The 15,564-nt window shown below is 62.9% G+C and carries 12 protein-coding genes, 1 tRNA gene and 1 pseudogene; 7 read left to right on the forward strand and 7 right to left on the reverse strand.

The genetic code is table 11. The features are described 5' to 3' along the window. Positions 1–5 precede the first annotated feature (5 nt). Genes X744_RS154835 through X744_RS154825 form a run of 3 tightly spaced genes read right to left on the reverse strand, consistent with a single transcriptional unit; the run spans position 6 to position 3,389 of the window. A complete protein-coding gene (locus tag X744_RS154835) occupies positions 6–782 on the reverse strand; it encodes an enoyl-CoA hydratase/isomerase family protein (protein ID WP_023759720.1) in 777 nt (258 codons plus the stop codon). Beyond that, positions 775–2,376: an acyl CoA:acetate/3-ketoacid CoA transferase gene (locus X744_RS154830; RefSeq protein WP_023759721.1), complete on the reverse strand. Its 1,602-nt coding sequence runs from the start codon at positions 2,374–2,376 to the stop codon at positions 775–777. The genes X744_RS154835 and X744_RS154830 overlap by 8 nt, the downstream gene beginning before the upstream one ends. Next, entirely contained in the window at positions 2,373–3,389 is a 1,017-nt protein-coding gene (locus X744_RS154825) for a Gfo/Idh/MocA family oxidoreductase (RefSeq protein WP_023759722.1), read from the reverse strand. The genes X744_RS154830 and X744_RS154825 overlap by 4 nt, the downstream gene beginning before the upstream one ends. Positions 3,390–4,537: 1,148 nt before the next feature. Here X744_RS154825 and X744_RS01000000169750 point away from each other — a divergent pair. Then, positions 4,538–5,694, forward strand: a pseudogene (locus tag X744_RS01000000169750) (dihydrodipicolinate synthase family protein). Between the two features lie 121 nt (positions 5,695–5,815). Here X744_RS01000000169750 and X744_RS154820 read toward each other — a convergent pair. Then, positions 5,816–5,890 (reverse strand) — tRNA-Val (locus X744_RS154820). Positions 5,891–6,006: 116 nt separating this feature from the next. Beyond that, a complete protein-coding gene (locus tag X744_RS154815) occupies positions 6,007–6,369 on the reverse strand; it encodes a response regulator (RefSeq protein ID WP_006199474.1) in 363 nt (120 codons plus the stop codon). A gap of 162 nt (positions 6,370–6,531) precedes the next feature. Between X744_RS154815 and X744_RS154810 the strand changes: the two genes are divergently transcribed. Further along, entirely contained in the window at positions 6,532–7,473 is a 942-nt protein-coding gene (locus tag X744_RS154810; RefSeq protein WP_023759723.1) for an N-formylglutamate amidohydrolase, read from the forward strand. Positions 7,474–7,865: 392 nt separating this feature from the next. Next, a complete protein-coding gene (gene hisN / locus X744_RS154805; protein WP_023759724.1) occupies positions 7,866–8,639 on the forward strand; it encodes a histidinol-phosphatase in 774 nt (257 codons plus the stop codon). A gap of 57 nt (positions 8,640–8,696) precedes the next feature. Here the strand turns inward: hisN and X744_RS154800 are convergent, their stop codons facing one another. Beyond that, on the reverse strand, positions 8,697–9,674 hold the full coding sequence (locus tag X744_RS154800; protein ID WP_023759725.1) for an alpha/beta hydrolase: 978 nt from the start codon (positions 9,672–9,674) through the stop codon (positions 8,697–8,699). Positions 9,675–10,145: 471 nt separating this feature from the next. Between X744_RS154800 and X744_RS154795 the strand changes: the two genes are divergently transcribed. The 4 genes from X744_RS154795 (at position 10,146) to X744_RS154780 (ending at position 14,563) form a co-directional block, all read left to right on the forward strand. Continuing rightward, positions 10,146–10,613 (forward strand): Hsp20 family protein, encoded by a 468-nt coding sequence (locus tag X744_RS154795; protein WP_023759726.1) that lies wholly within the window; start codon positions 10,146–10,148, stop codon positions 10,611–10,613. 299 nt (positions 10,614–10,912) lie between these two features. Beyond that, a complete protein-coding gene (locus X744_RS1000000172075; RefSeq protein WP_084025440.1) occupies positions 10,913–11,401 on the forward strand; it encodes a spore coat U domain-containing protein in 489 nt (162 codons plus the stop codon). Positions 11,402–11,438: 37 nt separating this feature from the next. Beyond that, the gene (locus X744_RS154785) at positions 11,439–12,179 is read left to right on the forward strand and encodes a molecular chaperone (protein WP_023759728.1); all 741 of its coding nucleotides are present in this window, start codon (positions 11,439–11,441) and stop codon (positions 12,177–12,179) included. 20 nt (positions 12,180–12,199) lie between these two features. After that, positions 12,200–14,563, forward strand: a complete 2,364-nt coding sequence (locus tag X744_RS154780) for a fimbria/pilus outer membrane usher protein (protein WP_156938557.1) — start codon at positions 12,200–12,202, stop codon at positions 14,561–14,563. 19 nt (positions 14,564–14,582) lie between these two features. Here the strand turns inward: X744_RS154780 and X744_RS154775 are convergent, their stop codons facing one another. Next, positions 14,583–15,521 carry a spore coat protein U domain-containing protein gene (locus X744_RS154775; RefSeq protein ID WP_050589535.1) on the reverse strand — a complete coding sequence of 313 codons (939 nt, stop codon included), beginning with the start codon at positions 15,519–15,521 and terminating at the stop codon, positions 14,583–14,585. Between the last annotated feature and the right edge of the window lie 43 nt (positions 15,522–15,564).

Here is a 15,564-nt window from a genome sequence, read left to right on the forward strand (position 1 = left end):
TTCCTCTAGGATCTCGAAAAGGTCGGTTTGTGCTTGGCCTTGAAAGCGCCGACACCGGCCTTGAGATCGCCGGACATCGCGATGAAGCCGCTGGCCAGCGCTTCGGTGGCGGCGGCGCTTTCCTCGCCTTCGGCGACAGCGATCATCAACTTGGCGGCCTCTGTCGCCAGCGGCCCGCGCTCGGCGATCTTTTCGGCCCAGGTCCTGGCTTCGTCGTGAGCCTTGCCGGTCTCGACCACCCGGTCGACCACACCCAGGGCCAGCGCTTCGGGCGCGAGCAAGATCTCGCCGCCCAGCGCCATGCGACGCACCGTCTGTGCACCAAAACGGCGCACCGCGCGCTGCGTGCCGGACCAGCCGGGGACCACGCCGATCGAGGTTTCCGGGAAGCCCAATTTCACCTGTGTTTCCGCAACGCGGAAATCACAGGCCACAGCCAGTTCCAGGCCGCCGCCCAGCGCATGGCCGGACAGGACGGCGATGGTCGGCTGCCGCAGCTGCGCCAGCCGGTCGAACACCCGGTGGCCGTAGCGCACCCATTGCACCTGGAAATCGGCCGCGCTCATCTGCGCCCAGGCCTCGACATCGCCGCCGGCGCAAAAGCCCTTGCCCTCGCCTGAAAGCAGCACGACGCGCACGCCTTCCGCCAACTCGGCCGCGTCGAGCGCCGTCTCCAGCGCCCGCAGCATCGGGATGTCGAGCGCGTTGAATTTTTCCGGCCGGCGCAGCGTGACGGTGCCGATGGCGCCATGCTGCTCGAAGGTAACGAGACGTTCAGCCATGCGCGCCTCCGAGCGAGGCGCCGCCATTCAGCGACAGGCCTATCGGCTGGTCCAGGTAGAGCGCCTCTGGTGTCGTCTTGAGGTCCTTGGCGACGCCGAGCGGGATCTCTGCCTGCGCCAGCACATCGCGCTGCAGATCGATGCCCGGGGCGAGTTCGGTGACGACCAGACCTTCCGGCGTCAGCTTCATCACGCAGCGCTCGGTGACATAGGTGATGTCCTGCCCCTGCGCGACCGCCCGCTTGCCCGAAAACGAGATGTGCTCGACCTCTGCGACGACCTTCTTGATCTTGCCCTCCTGGTCGATGCGGATGCCGCCATCGGCCAATGAGAGCTTGGCGCCAGCGTTGAAAAAGCCGGAGAAGACAATCTTCTTCGCCCGTGCGGTGATGTCGACAAAGCCGCCTGCGCCGGCTGTCACATGCGGCCGCGCCGAAAGCTTCGAGACGTTGACCGAGCCATGACGGTCGATCTGCAGGAAGGACAGCAGTGACGCATCGAAGCCGCCGGCCTGGAAATAGATGAACTGGTGCGGCGAGGGCATGAAGGCGTCGGCATTCGACGAGCAGCCGAACTTGAAGTCGAGCAGCGGCACGCCGCCGACCGCGCCCTGTTCGATGACCCAGGTGACCTTGCCGTGCTGGCCTTCCTCGAGAAGGATGCGCGGCACATTGGCCGAAATGCCGAAGCCGATGTTGACGGCCATGCCGTCGCGCAATTCCATGGCGACGCGGCGCGCGATCACCTTCTGGATATTCATCTCCGCGTTGCGGAAACTCGACAGCGGCCGGAAGATCTCGCCCGAGATTGCCGGATCGTAAGGCGTCAGCGTCGTCTGCAACTGGTCGGGCGCGACGACGATATGGTCGACCAGCACGCCGGGCACGCGTACGTCATGCGGCTTCAGCGTGCCGTTCTCGACGACGCGCTTGACCTGCGCGATGACGATGCCGCCATTGTTGCGGGCAGCAAGCGCCTGCTCCAGCCCGCCGAGATAGGCGCCCTCATGCTCGTAGGTGAGGTTGCCGCGCTCGTCCGCCGTGGTGGCGCGGATGATCGAGACATCCGGCACGATGGAGCGGAAATAGAGCCATTCCTCGCCGTCGAACTGCTGCACGGAAACGATCGGCTCGCTGGCGGCGGCGTTCATGGCGCAGCCTTGGTGGCGGGGATCGGCGAAGGTGTCGAGACCGACCTTGGTCAGCACGCCCGGCCGCTTGGCGGCAGCCTCGCGGTGCATGTCGAACAGGATGCCGGACGGCACGTTGTAGGCGGCGACCGAATTGTCGCCGATCATCTTCCAGATCTGCGGCGGTTCGGAAGAGGAGGGGCCGGACGGGTAGGAACCGCACAAAGTCCGCTTCAGCAGGCCGGGCTTGGCCAGATGGTCGATACCCCTGACGCCATACATGTCGCCCGCGGCGATCGGATGCAGCGTGGTGATGTTCTTCGGATGGCCTTCCCCATCGAAGCGCTCGCCGATGGCGGCCAGCACGGCGTCCGGGCAGCCGAGGCCGCTTGACGAGGACACCGACACGACCATGCCGTCCTTGATCAGGCTTGCGGCTTCAGATGCGGAAACGACCTTATTCAATTCATGCTCCCGAGTTTCGGGTCGATCTTGACGGCCTTGCCGGAACTTGCCGATTGCAGCGCTGCTTCGGCAGCGGTCAGCGACCAGATGCCGTCCTCTCCGGTTGCGGCAGGCTGGCCCTCGCCACGGATCGCGGTGTGGAACTGGCGCACGGAGCGCGCATAAAGATCCTCGCGGTCGAAGCTCAATTCCTCTTCGCCTGCTGCCGTGCGCAGCAGCACCGAGCCGATCGGCTTCTGAGTCATCACGTTGCTGGCGATCAGCGACCCTTCCGAACCGTGCACCTCGAAGCCGGTGCCGGCGAATTTGGTGGTGAAGCCTTCATGCGACTGCGCAATGACGCCCGATTTGAAGCGCCAGATGCACATGGCGCCATCCTCCAGCCCGCTGCCGGCCATGCCGGCCGACTGCGTGAAGCAGGAAACCTCGACCGGATCGTCGCCGAGCACGAAGCGCAGCGTGTCGGCATCATGCACGGTGATGTCGAGCACCACGCCGCCGCCCGCTTCGGCTTTGGTGATGCGCCAGCCCTGCAGATTCTCAGGCAGATAGACGGAATGGAAGACGCGCGCGGCAATCGGCTTGCCGATGCGGCCGGCGGCGATCGCCTCGCGCATGGTGCGGTGCGCGCCGGCGTTGCGTAGATGATGGTTGGTGCCGAGCACGACGCCGGCGGCCTTGGCGGCGGCAACCATCTTGCGGGCGTCGCTGCTGCTTAGCGCCAGCGGCTTTTCGCACAGCACGTGCTTTCCCGCCCTGACGGCGGCGAGCGCCTGCTCGAGGTGCAATTCATTGGTGGTCGAGATGTAGACGGCGTCGATATCGGCGCCGAGGAGGCCATCGAGCGTCGAAACGGCAAGCGGAATGTTGTTTTCCCCGGCATAGGCCATCGCGCGCTCGGGGCTGGCACTCATCACCGCCGCGATCTCGCCATCGCCTTGCGCGCGGATGGCGTTGATCATGAACTGTCTGGCGATCGTGCTGGCACCGATCAAGCCCCATTTGACGCTCATGCCGCGCCCCCCGAACCCGCGGGCCTGTTTCGGGTGCGGCGATCCGGGCCGCAGCTTTCCCTGACCACGAGATTGACCGCGCCGATATGGTCCTCGGCCCGCGTGGTGCGCGACTGGATCATTTTCAGCATGACATGCGCGGCACGTTCGCCCAGGCCCGCCGAGTCCACCGCGACGCTGGTCAGGGCCGGCATATGATGCTCGGCCTCGGCCACGTCGTCGAAGCCGACGATGGCGAAATCAGCGCCCGGCTCAAGCCCACGCTTGCGCAGCGCCAGCATCGCGCCAAAGGCGACGGCGTCATTAAAGCAGAGTGCCGCGGTCGGCGGTTCAGCCATCGCGAGAGCGGTCNGAGTTCAGACGTGTGCTCTTCCGATCTAGCGGTGGCGAGATAGGCGCCGCGATGATTGTCCGGCGCGATCACGGGGATGCGGCTTTCCGGCAGCCGGCGCATGGCGAAGACCACAGGCAGGCCCGCCGTTTCGATCCGCCGAAAGGCGCCCGGCGTCGTGCCGCGGGCCGGCGACACGATGAGACCGGCGACACCTTGCTCCATCAGCGATTTCAGCACTTCCTCCTGGCGCACCGGATTTTCAGCCGTGTTGGCGATGAATGGCACGATCCCGGCCGACTGGAAGACGCGTTCCATGCCGACCGCCAGTTCTGCGAAGAAAGGATTGGTGAGATCGTTGATGACCATGCCGATGACGTTGGAGTGAGCCTTGCGCAGGTTGGCGGCGCCGCGGTTGTAAACGTAACCGACATCGTCGATCGCCTTGCGAACTTTGCTTGCTGTCTCAGGCCGGATCAGCCCGCTACCCTGGAGCACGAGCGATACCGTCGATTTGGACACGCCTGCTTCACGGGCGATGTCGAATATCGTCGCCTTGGCCCGGCTGGCCATTCAGATGCATCCTCCCAACTTTATGATCGCGTTTTATTGGAACGTTCTAATCATCGGTTGGATCTTGAGTCAACCCCAGATCTTTTCCCGGTCGGGAACGATCGATCGTACGTACTCCAATGTCATATTGTATAAGGCTTTTATCTGTTGCAATGCAGCATTTGCCTGTGAATGAACTCTGAATCCTAAAGGTTCTTGATTTATTGGAACGTTCCATTTATAGGCGCGGGAAAGGGAGAGATCGATGGACATTTCCTTGCCTGGCGAGGATGGCCGCAGTGCCCGCTACGCGCTTGCCGGCCAGCCGGTGCAGCCGGTGATCGGCGCGCGGTTTACGCGCATCGCCTATGCCGCCGCACACGTCGTTGCCGATCCGCTTGCGATGACNCCGATCCGTGGTCTAGGCCGGTGGTCGACTGGGACAGGACGATGGCGTTCCGGCACCACCTGTGGCGGCTAGGCTTTCGCATCGCCGAGGCGATGGACACGTCGCAGCGTGGCATGGGTTTCGACTGGACAAACGCGCAGGAATTGATCCGCCGCTCGATCGCCGAGGCGCGTACCGTCGATGGCGCCGACCTGGCCTCGGGCGCTGGCACCGACCATCTGGCGCCGGCCGCTGCCAGAACGCTCGACGATGTCATCACCGCTTATGAGGAGCAGCTCGGTTTTATCGAAGGGCTGGGCGGCAAGGCGATCATGATGGCCAGCCGGGCGCTCGCGGCGACAGCCAAGGGCCCGGCTGACTATGTGCATGTTTACGACCGCATCCTCGGCCAGGCCTCCGGCAAGGTCATCCTGCATTGGCTGGGCGACATGTTCGATCCGGCGCTCAAGGGCTATTGGGGCAGCAGCGATTTCGAGGCCGCGCTCGACACCGTCGTCGCCATCATCGACCGCCACGCCGGCAAGGTGGACGGGATAAAAATCTCGCTGCTCGATGCCGGCAAGGAGGTCGCGCTCAGAAACCGCCTGCCGGACGGCGTCGTGATGTTCACCGGTGACGACTTCAACTACCCCGAACTGATCGCCGGCGACGAGCAAAGGCATTCGCATGCGCTGCTCGGCATTTTCGACGCCATCGCGCCGGTCGCCAATGCCGCATTGGCGAAACTGGCGGAGGGGAATCGCGCCGGCTATGACGCATTGATGGCGCCGACCGTGCCGCTAGCGCGAAAAATCTTCGAGGCGCCTACCGAATATTACAAGGCCGGCATCGTCTTCATGGCCTGGCTGAACGGCCATCAGGACCATTTTGCTATGGTCGGCGGCATGCAGTCGGCGCGCGGCATCCGTCACTATGCCGATGTGTTCCGCCTTGCCGACCAAGTCGGATTGCTGGCCGATCCAGACCTAGCGGTTGCCAGAATGAGGAGCCTCTGCGCCGTCGCGGGCGTCTGAGCCGGAGGGTCCCTCACGGAACCAATGTCCTGGCTTCTAACGCAGGTATCTCACGCAGGCCCGCTCTGGTCAGTGCCGGGACGGGCGCATTGCGCTCAAGCTCGCCAATGTCTGGATTGGATGGTGGGCGTGACAGGGATTGAACCTGTGACCCCTGCAATGTCAATGCAGTGCTCTCCCGCTGAGCTACACGCCCATCCGAAGCCGCGCATACACCATTTTTGATCCAGCGCGTCAATAGCAGGAAAAAGGAAAGAAGGCGTCGTCTCGCCGCAGTGGCGAAGAGGTGCGGCGCCTCGCTTGGAAAGCGGCTCAGGCCGCCTGAAGCATCTTCTCGACCTCGTTGACGAGATCGCGCAGATGGAATGGCTTCGACAAGACCTTGGCGTCTTTCGGCGCCTTGGAATCCGGGTTCAGCGCAACGGCGGCGAAACCGGTGATGAACATGACCTTCAAATCAGGATCGATCTCGGTGGCGCGGCGTGCCAGCTCGATGCCGTCCATCTCCGGCATGACGATGTCGGTCAACAGCAGCGAAAACGGCTCCTCGCGCAGCCGCTCATAGGCGCTGGCGCCATTGTCGAAATCGCTGACCTGGTAACCGGCGCGCTCCAGCGCCTTGACGAGGAACCGACGCATATCGTCGTCGTCTTCCGCCAGAAGAATGCGTGCCATGATGTCCCGTCCGAATCACCCGCCCGAGATTGCCGTTGGGCAAGCCCGTTAACCATCCTGTATATGAGGAGGTGAGGGTAAACATCAAGTGAACGCGGACGGCGATGATCCATATTTGCCCGGCGGCTCGACCCCTGAAATGCTGGACACGCGGCCAGCAAGGTGGCACTTTCGCATCATGATGCACTGGTGTTTTCGGGTTCGTTCAAATTGAAGACGGCAGCCGAGGATTTTTCGGTCTTTCCGCCCTTCGAAATCCGGTCGGGCGCCGAGCAGCGCGTCCCCTTCCTCTTCAACTCACCGCATAGCGGCCGCTACTATCCCGAACGCTTCCTGGCCATGGCAAGACTGGATCGCAACGCCATCCGCCGGTCGGAGGACTGTTACGTCGATGAGTTGTTCGGCGGCGCCGTCGCGCTCGGCGCACCGATGCTGGCGGCGAATTTTCCGCGCGCCTATCTCGACGTCAACCGCGAGCCTTGGGAACTCGATCCGCGCATGTTCGCCGAGCCGGTGCCGTCCTTCTGCAACATCCGCTCGGCGCGGGTGGCCGGCGGACTTGGCACGGTGCCGAAACTGGTCGGCGAGGGGCTCGACATCTATCCCGGCCGCTTGCCTCTGGCCGAGGCGGTCGCCCGCATCGAGGCCGTCTACAAGCCTTATCATGAGACGCTGAAGCGGCTTTTGACCAGGACCCATGCGCGTTTCGGCTTTGCCGTGCTGATCGATTGTCATTCGATGCCGGCGAGCATTCGTGTCGGCGACAACGGCTTGCGGCCCGACTTCATCATCGGCGATCGTTTCGGCATCTCGGCCACCACGGCCTTGACCGAGGCCGCGATCGGCCTGCTCACCGCCATGGGCTATGCGGTCGCTCACAACAAACCCTATGCTGGCGGCTTCATCACCGAGCACTACGGTCGCCCGGCGCGCCATCTGCATGCGCTGCAGATCGAGGTCAATCGCGGGCTCTACATGAACGAGCGGACATTTGAGAAGGTCGCCGGCTTTGACGCTCTGGCCGACGATTTGACGCGATTTTCAGCTGACCTGATGTCGATGCCCGACCATCATTTCGTCGACCTGCCGCTGGCTGCGGAGTGAAGTTCGCCTTGTTGGTGCATGTCGTTGGCCCAAAACCGCTGCGCACCTCGGGTCAGGCCCGTGGGCACGCTTTTGGGCGACATGCCTTGGAAATCCCGGCGTAAAAAAAGACCGCATCGTTTGCACGATACGGTCGAAGTCTAGGGAGGAAACGCCCAAGGAGGGCATGGACAGGATAAGCTGTCCGAGAACAAGGGTATTGTGCGCTGCACAAATGTCAAGCGACCTTCAGGCTTTTTTAATTCACTGTGATGTGGAAATTGCGTTTCGAAGATGCTTGTGTGACATCCGGGCAACAGATGTCGTCGCGGAAAAATCATCGAACACCCTTGTTTTGGGACAAAATTGTCGGCAGAGCACGGCTCGGGCATGCCGCAATGCGGGAGAATCAGTTGGACATCAGCATCGATTTCATGCGCCGCATAGCGCAGGCGGCGGCGGCGGAGACCTTGCCGCGCTTTCGCAGCCAAGGCGCTGTCGCCAACAAGGAAATGGGCAGTTTCGACCCGGTCACCGAGGCCGATCGCGAGGCCGAGCGCGCTATCCGGACGCTGATATCGGCGCAATATCCCGACCATGGCATTCTCGGCGAGGAGCACGGCAGCGAGAACATTTCGAGCCGGCATGTCTGGGTGATCGACCCGATCGATGGCACGCGCGCCTTCATTTCCGGCCTGCCGGTATGGGGGACGCTGGTCGGGTTCACCGTCGACGGAGACGCCGTTGCCGGCATGATGTCTCAACCCTTCACCGGTGAACTGTTCTACGCCAACGCCTCGGGTTCTCACTATGAGGGTCCAGGTGGCTCGCGAAAACTGACAACCCGCAAGACGACGAAGCTGGCCGAGGCGACGCTGTTCACAACCACGCCGGCACTGTTCAAAGGCGAGGCGCGCAATCGCTACGACCAGTTCGAAAAGCAGATCCAACTCGCTCGCTACGGCGCCGATTGCTACGCCTTTGCCATGATAGCCTCAGGAAGCGTCGACATCGTCGCCGATCCCGGCTTGAAGCCTTACGACATCGTCGCGCTGATCCCGATCATCGAGAAGGCAGGCGGCGTCGTCACCACATTCGACGGCGGGCCGGCGGAACAGGGTGGCGATGTGCTGGCAGCGGCGACGCCGGAGCTCCATGCCGCGGCCATGGCCGCCTTACGCGGCTGACCGCTTCACGCTTTTCTCGAAATTGCCTCAGCGCGACCTGAACCAGTGATCGGCGCTTCAGGCAGTCGGGTCGTCGCTGCCGGGAATGAAGGCATCGAAGGCGGCGAGCAACTGCTCACGGTAGATGTCGGCTTCCTGCAGGATTTCGTGACGGGAACCGTCGATCATCAGCAGCGAACCGAGCCGCAGACGCCTGGCGTAGGCTTCCACGGCCTTGGTCGAGACGACCTGGTCGGCGCCGGCTGCGATTATCAGCAGTGGAATCTGGATCCGAGCCATGAAGTCGGGGTCGCTGACGGCTTCAGAGGCTTTCGCGGCTGCCCGCAGCCAACGGATCGTGGGTCCACCAAGTGCCAGTTGCGGGTACTCTTCGTAGATCCGCGTGTTGCGCCGATAGCGCACCGGGTCGCTCGTCAGCTTGTTGGTCTCGAACGGGGCCGTCACCTTCGGCCGCGGGCCCCAGGCGGCATAGAGCCGGCCGAGGCCGACAGCGCAGAATAACGAACAGACGCGGCGAACCGTCGATATCGAGACCGGCAGGTCGGGCAGCGTCAGGAATGGCGCGATCAGCACCATGCGCCGCACGCGGTTCATCATTGACCGTGCGGCAAGCAGCGTGATCAACGCCCCTGCCGAATGCGCCAGGATGTAGTACGGCCCTCGGCAATCGGGCAGCACGATCTCCTCGAAAAACTGTTCGAGGTCCGCGGTATAGTCGCGGAAGCGCTTGACATAGCCGCGCTGGCGATCGCGGATCAGCCGGTCGGAACCGCCCTGGCCGCGCCAGTCGAGGGTGGCGACGCCAAAGCCGCGATCGGCGAGGTCGCGGATGGTTTCGAAATATTTCTCGATGCACTCGTTGCGGCCAGACAGCAGGACCACGGTGCCCTTGATCGGGCGGGCGACCGCGCCGAACAGGCCGTAGCGGATCTTCTTGCCGTCGCGCGTGGTGAAGAAGCCGGCAGAGGCGTTTTCCGGCCGCGGATTGCCCTCAATTTCGTGAAAAAGGCGGTTGTCGTTGAAAAGATCCGTCATTCGGCGCTTCGTGCTTGGCGTCTCGCATGCCTGCCTGTGCCGGCCGGCTCTGCTAAGGTGATAGACGCCCATGCGCCAAAAGCAAAGCAATTCACGGCAACGGAGGCTGTAACGGGGAAGGCCGGAAGCCGCTTGAAAGCATGCTTCCGGCCCCTGTCGATCCGGGAGGAAGGGACGTTGACACCCGGTCGGCCTCGTCGCGGTGCCTGTCGGCGCCGCCAGTCCTTGATCCTGGAATGCACTTTAGCGCCGGCTGTCTGAACGCGCGCCGAAGCGCCGGTTCATCTGCCGTTCATCAAGGCATCAGCCACACGGTTTTTTGCCGCCGGATGTAATCTTGAAATGCATTCGATTGCTCCCCAAATGTCTGATGCGGCCGCCAATGTTGGGGTCGCTGGTCCAGCAGAAATGCCGCTCAAGGGTTTCGCACCGGCCATACGCAAACCATGTTGCTCAACAGGAGAACACCCCATGCGTCACGTTGATTTTTCCCCGCTTTATCGTTCGACCGTCGGCTTCGACCGTCTCTTCACCATGCTCGATTCGCTTGCGCAGCCGGATGGCGCGCAGACCTATCCACCCTATAACATCGAGCGTACCGGCGAGGATTCCTATCGCATCTCGATGGCGGTTGCCGGCTTCTCGGACGAGGAAATCTCGATCGAAGCCCATCGGAATGTGTTGACCGTGAAGGGTGAGCGCAAGGACGAAGGCACCGGCGAAGGGTCCGAACTGCTCTATCGCGGTATCGCCTCGAGGGCTTTCGAGCGCCGCTTCCAGCTTGCCGATCACGTCGAAGTCGTCGGCGCCGCGCTGAAGAACGGCCTGCTCTTCGTCGATCTCAAGCGCAACATTCCCGAGGAACTGAAGCCCCGCAAGATCGCGATCACCTCGGCTCCGGCCAAGGCCAAGCAGATCGAGGCCAAAACCGCCAATTAAACCTGCAGCCTCCCAAGGCAAAGGCGGCGCTGAAAGGCGTCGCCTTTTTTTGTATCAGTTCGCTCGACGAGAGGCCGGAACTGCGCAGTCTTTGACTTGAGGGTGATCGCGCTCGCCGGATGGGGCGACCAAAGGATTTCGCGGGAAACGAGCGCGATTGTTACTTTAGCGTTATCTAAATAAGTAATCCCTTTTTAACCAAGTTCGAACATATTTAGCTCGGCCAGTCCACAGGCCCCGGAGGCTCCAACGCCCGTTTCACCTTCTCTCCGGAACCATCGAAAAAGGACTCTCGACGAATGTGGCGAAGAAAAACGGCAGCGTGCCTGGCGATCCTGGCGCTTCTCGGCGCCGAGGCACGCGCGACGACGACGACATTAAACATGACCGTGCAGATGACAATCACCGCATCCTGCACCATTGGCAGCGCATCGACGCTGAACTTCGGCTCATCGGGCCTCATTGCAGCCAATGTCGACCAGACATCGACGGTTCAGGTTCAATGCACGAACACGACCCCCTATAATATTGGTTTGGACGCCGGCACTGGATCGGGCGCGACGGTTGCCGCGCGCAAGATGACCAATGGCGCCGCCACTGTCACCTATTCTCTTTACAGCGACAGCGGCAGAACGACCGTCTGGGGAAACACAATAGGAAGCAATACGGTCTCTTCGACGGGTACCGGATCTTCACAAAGCTTTACCGTGTATGGACGCGTGCCAGCGCAATCAACACCTGCGCCAGCCCTTTACACAGATACGGTGACGGTCACGGTCACTTACTAGGTCTGCCGCATCGACGGTCGACGCCCGGGGGGTGCAAATGAATTTGGCAAGGCTGACTTTGGCTTTGATGGGAGCATTGTTGTTCGGCGGTGCGCAGGCGCACGCGGAATCGCTTCAAGTGCAGCCTGCTCTCGTCGATGTCGTCGCTCCCGGCGCGGCGTCGACGATCACGCTGCGCAATGACGGGCAGACGCCAAGCAACGTGCAGATTCGTGTTTTTCGCTGGTCGCAAGCTGATGGCCAGGAGAGCCTGCTGCCCACGCAAGATGTGGTCGCCTCTCCTCCGGGCGCTACACTTCAGCCGGGCGCCGACTATGTGGTTCGCATCGTGCGCGTGGCCAAGCGGCCGATTGCCTCTGAAGAGGCTTATCGCCTCCTTGTCGACGAGCTACCGGACGCCAGCCGGGCCAAGACCGGCACGGTTAGATTGTTGGTTCGCCACTCGATCCCAGTCTTCTTCAGTTCGCCGGAAAGAACGCCACCGGCCGTGGACTGGACCGTATCGAAGCAGGACGGCAGGCTGATCGTGTCGGCCCACAACAAAGGCAGTACACGCCTGCGTGTCTCCGCACTCTCGCTGCGCGACGCGGGCGGACACAAGATCTCGTTCGGGGGAGGGCTCGTCGGCTATGCGCTCGGTCAGTCGACCATGCGATGGACGGCGCCTGCTGGCGGGCGCAAATTCGCCGCGAAGGGATCGATCTCGATCGCCGGTCAGGGNGGTCAGGGAAATGATGGTGCCATCGAGGCCACAGCGCCGGTTGTCGCCGCGCCGTGAATCCGGCTTGCTTGCTGGCCATGTCGATCCTGATCGCTGCACTGACGCAGTCCAATCAGGCAGCCGGAGCGGTCCAGCAGCTTCAACTCGAAGTCTTCATCAACGACGCTCCAACCAATCAGATCGCGGCATTCATTTCTACCGACGGGCAGCATATCGGCGCCACGCCTGATGAGCTGCAGGCATTGGGGCTGGATCTGGGCAAGGGTCGATCCACCGCCACAACCATCATGCTCGACGGTGTCCAGGGCCTGACTTACCGCTACGAGGCGGCGCAGCAGCGTATTTTCCTGACCGTAGGTAACGGCCTGCGCGGGACGATATCCTATGACGCCGCGCCCGATCGCGAGGCATCGCCTGACGTTCACGCGGGGTTTGGCGGCGTCCTCAACTACAATCTGTTCGCGGCGTCACGACAGGAGCCGGACGCAAGCGGCTTCTCCTTCAGCGGCGTGTCCGCAACCCTGGACGCCAGGGCATTTTCGCCGGTCGGCACGTTCAGTCAGTCGGCGATCATGCGGCTGACGGACAACGGACGGACCGATGCGCTGAGGCTCGACACCGCCTATACTTATTCCGACCCGGCGAAGCTGGTGACGTATCAGGCTGGCGATGTCATCTCCGGTGGTTTCGCCTGGACCAGGCCGATCCGCGTCGGCGGGCTTCAGGTGCGCCGCAATTTCGGGCTTCGCGCCGACCTGATCACGCAGCCGCTGGCCTCGGTGAGCGGCAGCGCGGCGGTGCCGTCGACGGTCGACGTCTACGTCAACGACTTGAAAACCTATTCACACCCAGTCGACACGGGTCCGTTCCAGATCACCGACATTCCCGTCACCACGGGCGGCGGGCAGGCACTTGTCGTGCTGCGCGATGCCGCCGGCCATGAAACGCGCACGAGCGTACCGTTCTACGCCTCACCCAGTTTGCTGAGGCCGGGCCTCTTCGACTTTTCGCTGGAGGCTGGCATGCCAAGGCTCGGGTATGCGACGACGTCGGATGCCTACGCCGTCAATCAGCCCGTCGTGTCGGCAAGCCTGAGAAAAGGCATCTACGACTGGTTGACGCTGGAGAGCCATGCGGAGGCCGGCAAGGATCTGGTCAATGGCGGAATAGGCATGGCGATGCGAACCGGCTCGCTTGGCGTCGCCTCGTTCGCGCTGGCCGGCAGTCATGGCCGGGCCGGCAACGGCCTGCAGGCCTATGCCTCCTACGAGATCAGGATCGGGACCCTCAGCGTCAATGCCAGTTCGCAGATGACGCTCGGTTCCTATGACGATCTCGCCTCGGTGACCGACCGGCTTCAGGATAGCGAAGCGCCCAGTCACGCGTTCTTCAATCTATCGTCGTTCGATCCGGAAGCGACGGACGCGGTGGCCAGATCCAGGCCGCCCAAGAGGGTGAACAGCATTTCCGTCGGAACGCCACTGTCCTTCGACAGCGGCAGCGTCAGCGCAAGCTACATCGACCTGACATCGGCCGGCGGCGAGAGCTCCAAGGTCGTCACTGCGTCCTACTCGCGCACGCTGCCTTTCGGCTACCTCAACGCCACGGCCTTCGCTGAGCTTGGCGGGCGAAGGAGCGCCGGTCTCTTCGCCGGACTGTCGATGCCGATCGGCGGCGATGCAATGGCATCGACGGCTGTCTCGGCCGGCAAGGACGGGCTCGACATGATTGCCGACGTGAGCAAGCCGCTCGGCGAGGAACCGGGCAACGTTGGCTGGCGGACAAGCCTTAGCCAGGGCGGATCCGCGGAGGGCTCCGCAGCGATTGCCTATCGCTCTTCCCATGGCCGTGCCGATGCCGCCGTCGGCCGTTCAATCTCGGGCACCACGGCGACAGCCCAGTTCGATGGGGCAATCGCAACGATGGGATCCGGCGTCTTCCTGACGGACCGCATCGACGACAGTTTCGCCGTCGTCGAAACAGGCGTGCCCGATGTCGGCGTGTTGTACGAGAATCGACCGGTGGGGGTTACGGATGGCAAGGGCCGGCTGCTGCTGCCGGGCCTGCGCTCCTATCAGAAAAACAGAATCGCCATCGATACCACCAACCTGCCGATCGATGCCGATGTATCCACAACGCAGGATGTCATCGCGCCGGCCGACCGGGCCGGTGTACGGGCCGATTTCCGGATTCGCACGAATGTGGACGCCGCAGTCCTGGTCCTGTCAGGCCCGGACGGACAGCCGCTCATGGCGGGGTCGCACGGCACGATCAACGGCAAGCAGGACTTCGTCATCGGCTATGACGGGCGTGCCTATGTCGAGGGGCTGGCGCGCAAGAACACTGTCGTGGCCGAAACCGCCAGCGGTACGTGCAGTGCTGCGTTCAACTATACGCCGAAGACAAACGCGCAAGTGGTCGTCGAGATTTCCTGCCGTTGATGCCGGCGGTCGCCGGATGTCAGTAGGTGACGGTGACGACGACCGTGTCGGTGTAAGTTCCTGGCGCGGGGGTCGTCTGTGCGGGCGCCTCGGCATATACGGTGTAGGGCTGGTCCAACCCGGTGCCGGTGCCGCTGGCGGTGTCGGTGCCGATCGTGTTCCCCCAAACCGTAGCCATGCCGCTGTCGCGGTAAAGCGAATAGCTGACGAGCTTGGTGCCGCTCGTCATCTTCCTGGCGGCGATTGTAGCTCCGGAACCCGTTCCCGCACTGAGTCCGATAGAGTAAGGCGTCGAATTGGTGCAGCGGACGGTGACCGAACCTGTCGAATCGACATTCGACGCCAGTACCCCGACGGAGCCAAAATTCACGTTGGTGGCCGAGACGTTGCAGTTCGCGTTGATTGTCGCGGTCCAGGTGGAGCCGCTTGAGACGGCTTGTCGGCTGCCTGTCGGGCACGCCGTTGCCGTCACGTAGTCGTAGCCAATCGCCGGCGCGGAGGTCATGGTCCAGATGTATGATCCGGGTCCGGCGGTGGTCTGGTTCGCGGCCACCCTGCCATAAACCGTCAGCGTGGCATTGGCGCTACCGGAGAAGCCCATGTTGAGATCGTAGGTCGTTCCGATGGGATGGAGGGCATAGGCCGTCGTGGCCAGGCCCCAGGATCCCCAGATCGTCGTTCGCGCCGCGTCGCTGTAGAGCTCATGCACCAATCGTTGGGTGCCCGACGCCAGCCGGCGATTGCCGGCCGTGTTGGTCTGGCCGGGCGAAAGTTCGACGCACAGGCGCACGGTCGAGAAGATCACGCCCGAGCAGCTGATCGAGAAGGTCGCAGTCGTGTCGTCGACGGCACCACTTAGGATATCGACAGCGCCGTACGACCCGCTGACGGCCGTGACGGAGCAGCTCTGGGACCAAGCCCCTTGCAAGCTGGAAACGAGAAATATCGTGACCAGCACTGCCCGTAGCCGCACTGTCCAGTGTAGCGCACGGCGTAGCGGT

Source organism: Mesorhizobium sp. LNHC252B00 (assembly GCF_000502955.1).
Lineage (GTDB): Bacteria > Pseudomonadota > Alphaproteobacteria > Rhizobiales > Rhizobiaceae > Mesorhizobium.

Excerpts from the sequence above, each read along its gene's own strand:
- X744_RS154835 (WP_023759720.1), bottom strand. The coding sequence starts at position 782 with ATGGCTGAACGTCTCGTTACCTTCGAGCAGCATGGCGCCATCGGCACC.
- X744_RS154825 (WP_023759722.1), bottom strand. The coding sequence starts at position 3,389 with ATGAGCGTCAAATGGGGCTTGATCGGTGCCAGCACGATCGCCAGACAG.
- X744_RS154815 (WP_006199474.1), bottom strand. The coding sequence starts at position 6,369 with ATGGCACGCATTCTTCTGGCGGAAGACGACGACGATATGCGTCGGTTC.
- X744_RS154800 (WP_023759725.1), bottom strand. The coding sequence starts at position 9,674 with ATGACGGATCTTTTCAACGACAACCGCCTTTTTCACGAAATTGAGGGC.
- X744_RS154795 (WP_023759726.1), top strand. The coding sequence starts at position 10,146 with ATGCGTCACGTTGATTTTTCCCCGCTTTATCGTTCGACCGTCGGCTTC.
- X744_RS1000000172075 (WP_084025440.1), top strand. The coding sequence starts at position 10,913 with ATGTGGCGAAGAAAAACGGCAGCGTGCCTGGCGATCCTGGCGCTTCTC.
- X744_RS154780 (WP_156938557.1), top strand. The coding sequence starts at position 12,200 with ATGTCGATCCTGATCGCTGCACTGACGCAGTCCAATCAGGCAGCCGGA.